This window comes from Luteibacter sp. P4_E6 (assembly GCF_056401535.1).
In genome coordinates this window covers 1-4,348 of sequence record NZ_JBFUJE010000334.1, presented here as the reverse complement: position 1 = coordinate 4,348, position 4,348 = coordinate 1, and the positions used below count along the sequence as shown (strand labels likewise).

The following is a 4,348-nucleotide window of genomic DNA, read 5'->3' as shown; positions in this document are numbered from 1 at the left end:
GTCGAGGTCACCGTCGGCGAGCTGCCCCGCGACAAGACGGCGCTCGCCGCCGCCTCGTCCGGCGAGGAAGGCGCGGGCGGCGGATCCGCTAGCGCGCTGGGCCTCGCCGTCCAGGACATCGACGCGCCGACCCGGTCCGAGCTGGGTCTCAAGGCCGGTGAAGGCGTGGTGGTGAGTCGGGTCGCCGGATCCTCCGCCTCCCAGACGGGGCTCCAGGCGGGGGACATCATCCTCATGGTCAACCAGAAGCGCATCGGCAGTGCCGCGGCGTTCCGGGACGCTACCCGGGGCATCAAGTCCGGCGATACCGCCATGTTGCTGGTCCGGCGCGACGACTCGACGCGATTCGTTGGTGTCACCGTGCCTGGCGATCGCTGACGCAGTCGATGCCGTCCGCCGGTCGGCGGTGGGCGGCCTTCCATGCGATAATGCTTGATTCGCGCTGGCCCTGAGGGCTGGCGCGCGTCGTTCGCGCCGCGAGCGATGGTGAACGTGACCACGGCGCTCCATGGAACTCATCCGCAACTTCTCCATCATTGCCCACATCGACCACGGCAAGTCGACCCTGGCCGACCGAATCATCCAGTTGTGCGGAGGTCTGACCGAGCGCGAAATGGAAGCGCAGGTCCTCGACAACAATCCGATCGAGCGCGAGCGCGGTATCACCATCAAGGCCCAGTCGGTGTCGCTGCCGTACACGGCGCGCGACGGGAAAACCTATCAGCTCAATTTCATCGATACCCCGGGGCACGTCGACTTCTCCTATGAAGTAAGCCGTTCGTTGTCCGCCTGCGAGGGCGCGCTCCTGGTCGTCGACGCCGCCCAAGGTGTCGAGGCGCAGTCGGTGGCCAACTGCTATACGGCGATCGAGCAGGGCCTGGAAGTCATTCCGGTCATCAACAAGATCGACCTCCCGACAGCGGATGTGGAAAAGGCCAAGGCCGAAATCGAAGCCGTGATCGGGCTGGATGCCACCGATGCGATCCCGGTCAGCGCCAAGACTGGCCAGAACGTGATCGAAGTCCTCGAGGCGATCATCCATCGCATCCCGGCGCCGAAGGCAGGTAACACCGACCGGCTCCAGGCGCTGATCATCGACTCCTGGTTCGACAACTACCTGGGCGTGGTATCGCTGGTACGCGTGATGCAGGGCGAGATCCGCCCGGGCGACAAGATCCTGGTCATGTCGACCGGCCGTACCCACCTTGTCGACGACGTCGGTGTATTCACCCCCAAGCGCAAGAAGCTCGATCATCTGGGCGCGGGCGAGGTGGGCTGGATCAATGCGTCCATCAAGGACGTCCATGGCGCCCCGGTGGGCGACACGCTGACCCATTCGGGCAAGCCTGCCGCCGAGCCGCTGGCTGGCTTCCAGGTCATGCAGCCGCGCGTGTTCGCCGGCCTGTTCCCGGTATCGGCTGATGATTACCCGGCCCTTCGCGAGGCGCTCGACAAGCTGCGCCTCAACGACGCGGCCATGTTCTTCGAGCCGGAAAGCTCCGAGGCGATGGGCTTCGGYTTCCGCTGCGGCTTCCTCGGCMTGCTGCATMTGGARATCRTCCAGGARCGCCTSGARCGCGARTWCGAYCTCRACCTCATCRCCACGGCGCCGACCGTGGTGTACGAGGTGGCCAAGACCGACGGCACCGTGCTGCAGATGGACAACCCGGCCAAGCTTCCGCCGCCGCAGCAGATCGTGGAGATCCGCGAGCCGATCATCGTCGCCACCATCCTCACCCCGGSTGACTACGTCGGCAACGTGATCAAACTCTGCGAAGAGAAGCGCGGCGTGCAGCGTTCCATCCAGTATCTGGCTACCCAGGTGCAGGTGACCTACGAGCTGCCGCTGGCCGAAGTGGTGCTCGACTTCTTCGATCGCCTGAAGTCGGTGTCCCGCGGCTATGCCTCGATGGACTACCACCTCGAGCGGTTCGATCCGGGCCCGTTCGTCCGCGTCGATATCCTGATCAATGGCGATCGCGTGGACGCGCTGAGCCTTATCGTGCATCGTTCGCACGCTGATCGGCGCGGCCGGGAACTTGTCGAACGGATGAAGGATCTCATTCCTCGCCAGCAGTTCGATGTCGCCATCCAGGCGGCCGTTGGTGCGGCGGTCATCGCCCGTTCGACGGTGAAGGCGCTGCGCAAGAACGTCCTCGCCAAGTGCTATGGCGGCGACGTGTCGCGAAAGAAGAAGCTCCTCGAGAAGCAGAAGGAAGGCAAGAAGCGCATGAAGCAGGTGGGCAGCGTGGAAATTCCCCAGGAAGCCTTCCTCGCCGTGCTGCGGCAGGATAAGTAAACGAGACATGGAAAGCCGGCGCCGGATGCGCCGGACCGGGCCGTAAGGCCCTTCGACACGACTGATGGAGATGGTATGGCGGCATTTGATTTCTCGGCGATTCTTCTCGGGCTGACCGTCCTGTTCGGTGTGGTCTGGCTGTTCGATCGCCTTTTCCTGGTCAAGGCGCGCCGCGCCCGCGCCGAAGCCCTTGGCGCCGAGCAACCCGAGCCGTGGCCGGTCGACTGGGCTCGCTCGTTGTTCCCGGTGATCCTGGTCGTGCTTTTGCTGCGCTCGTTCGTGGCCGAGCCGTTCCGCATCCCGTCGGGCTCGATGATGCCGACCCTGGACGTGGGCGACTTCATCCTGGTCAATAAATTCGCTTACGGCCTGCGTATGCCGGCCTTCAATAACAAGCTGCTCGAGAACGGCGAACCGCGTCGCGGCGACGTGGTCGTGTTCCGCTTTCCGGGCTATGTCTGCCAGGACGAAAGCGGCAAGACCATCCGCAGCGGCGACATCACCTGCCAGGATCCCCACGCCGCGGTGCCGAGCGAGAACTGGATCAAGCGTGTGATCGGCCTGCCCGGCGACCGCATCGAAACCCGGGGCAGCGAGCTCTACATCAACGGTGAGCGCGTCGGCGCCGACGAGATCGGGCCGTTCAAGGGCAGCATGTCGCGGCCGGAAGATCGCCTGCTGATGACCTTCGGATCCAAGCTGTATACGGAGCACCTGGGCAGCATCAACCATACGATCGCGCTGACCCCGGCCTACAACATGCCGCAAGACATCCCCAATGCGTCGGTGCCGTCGGAAGTGCCCAAGGGCTGCTATATCGTCATGGGCGACAACCGGATGAACAGCACCGACAGCCGCTGGTGGGGTTGCATGCCCGAGGCCAACCTGGTCGGCAAGGCCTTCTTCGTCTGGCTCGCCTGGCGCGGATTCGATAATGGCCTGCTGGACTTTTCCAGGATGGGTAAGGTCATCCACTGACGGAACGGTGGCGTCCGTCACGCTGCAAGGCGTTGCGGTACGCCCCGGACAAGGTAATCTCCGCTGCGGGGCGCCTTGCGCGCCCCGTCGGCATTTAACGTCTTGAACAGGGGAGCCGCTTCGCGCGGCGGAGACCGGAACATGAAATCCAGGCAGTCGGGTATTACCCTTATCGGGTTCGTCATCATGCTGGCCATCGTTGGCTTCTTCGCCTTCATGGCAATGAAGCTGGTGCCGTCCTATATCGAGTACATGGGCGTGGTCAAAGCGCTCAATCAGATGTCGACCGAGGGTGGCAACACGGATCTCGAGCAGGCTCGCCGGCAGCTCGCGTTCAAGATGAGCTTCCAGTACGTGGACGATTCGACGATCAAGCCAAAGGACGTGACAATCACGAACGCGAGCAACTCGCCGGTCTTGAAAGTTTCGTACGACAAAGTCATTCCGTTTATTTACAACATCGCCTTCCTGCTCCATTTCGAGAAGTCGGTGCCGCTCAAAAGTGCCGTCGGGCAATGAGGTTTCGTGGAATTTCCTTACCGCTTTCGTGATCCCGGTCTCGCGACCCTGGCCCTGACTCACCGCAGTGCCGGGAAGCCGAATAACGAGCGGATGGAGTTCCTGGGCGACGCCTTGCTGGGCGCCCTCGTTGCCGAGTTGTTGTTCGAAGCGCATCCCAATGCGAGCGAAGGCGAGCTCTCTCGCCTGCGCGCCCAGCTCGTCAACGGCCAGGCCCTGGCCGTTATCGGGCGGGAACTTGAGCTCGGTGACGACCTGAAGCTGGGGCCTGGTGAGCTGAAGAGCGGCGGCTTCCGCCGCGATTCCATTCTGGCCGATGCCTTCGAAGCCCTGGTTGCCGCCGTCTATTTCGACGATGGCTACGACGCCTGCCGCCAGGTGGTGCGCCGGCTGTTTTCGCCCCGCGTGGCGGAAATCAAGCGATCCAGCAAGGACGCTAAAACGAAGCTGCAGGAATGGCTGCAGGGCAGGGGGCTTCCCCTTCCCATCTACGAATTAACCGACAGCTACGGCGAAGATCACGCCAAGATCTTCGACGTCAGTTGTACGATC

The 4,348-nt window shown here is 63.3% G+C and carries 5 protein-coding genes; all 5 read left to right on the top strand.

The annotated features are described in order from the left end of the window. On the top strand, positions 1-378 hold a 378-nt coding region (locus tag AC1DT2_RS16655; protein WP_477297547.1), incomplete at its 5' end, for a PDZ domain-containing protein. Positions 379-508: 130 nt separating this feature from the next. Next, the gene (lepA, locus tag AC1DT2_RS16650) at positions 509-2,299 is read left to right on the top strand and encodes a translation elongation factor 4 (RefSeq protein ID WP_477297545.1); all 1,791 of its coding nucleotides are present in this window, start codon (positions 509-511) and stop codon (positions 2,297-2,299) included. A 75-nt stretch (positions 2,300-2,374) separates the two neighbouring features. Next, complete coding sequence (gene lepB, locus AC1DT2_RS16645) at positions 2,375-3,277, top strand: signal peptidase I (protein WP_063572743.1); 903 nt, start codon at positions 2,375-2,377, stop codon at positions 3,275-3,277. Positions 3,278-3,418: 141 nt separating this feature from the next. Continuing rightward, the gene (locus tag AC1DT2_RS16640) at positions 3,419-3,796 is read left to right on the top strand and encodes a DUF4845 domain-containing protein (protein WP_063572742.1); all 378 of its coding nucleotides are present in this window, start codon (positions 3,419-3,421) and stop codon (positions 3,794-3,796) included. Positions 3,797-3,802: 6 nt separating this feature from the next. Further along, the coding region (gene rnc, locus AC1DT2_RS16635) for a ribonuclease III (RefSeq protein ID WP_477297542.1) at positions 3,803-4,348 on the top strand (546 nt) is incomplete at its 3' end.

Excerpts from the sequence above, each read along its gene's own strand:
- AC1DT2_RS16640 (WP_063572742.1), top strand. The coding sequence starts at position 3,419 with ATGAAATCCAGGCAGTCGGGTATTACCCTTATCGGGTTCGTCATCATG.
- lepB (WP_063572743.1), top strand. The coding sequence starts at position 2,375 with ATGGCGGCATTTGATTTCTCGGCGATTCTTCTCGGGCTGACCGTCCTG.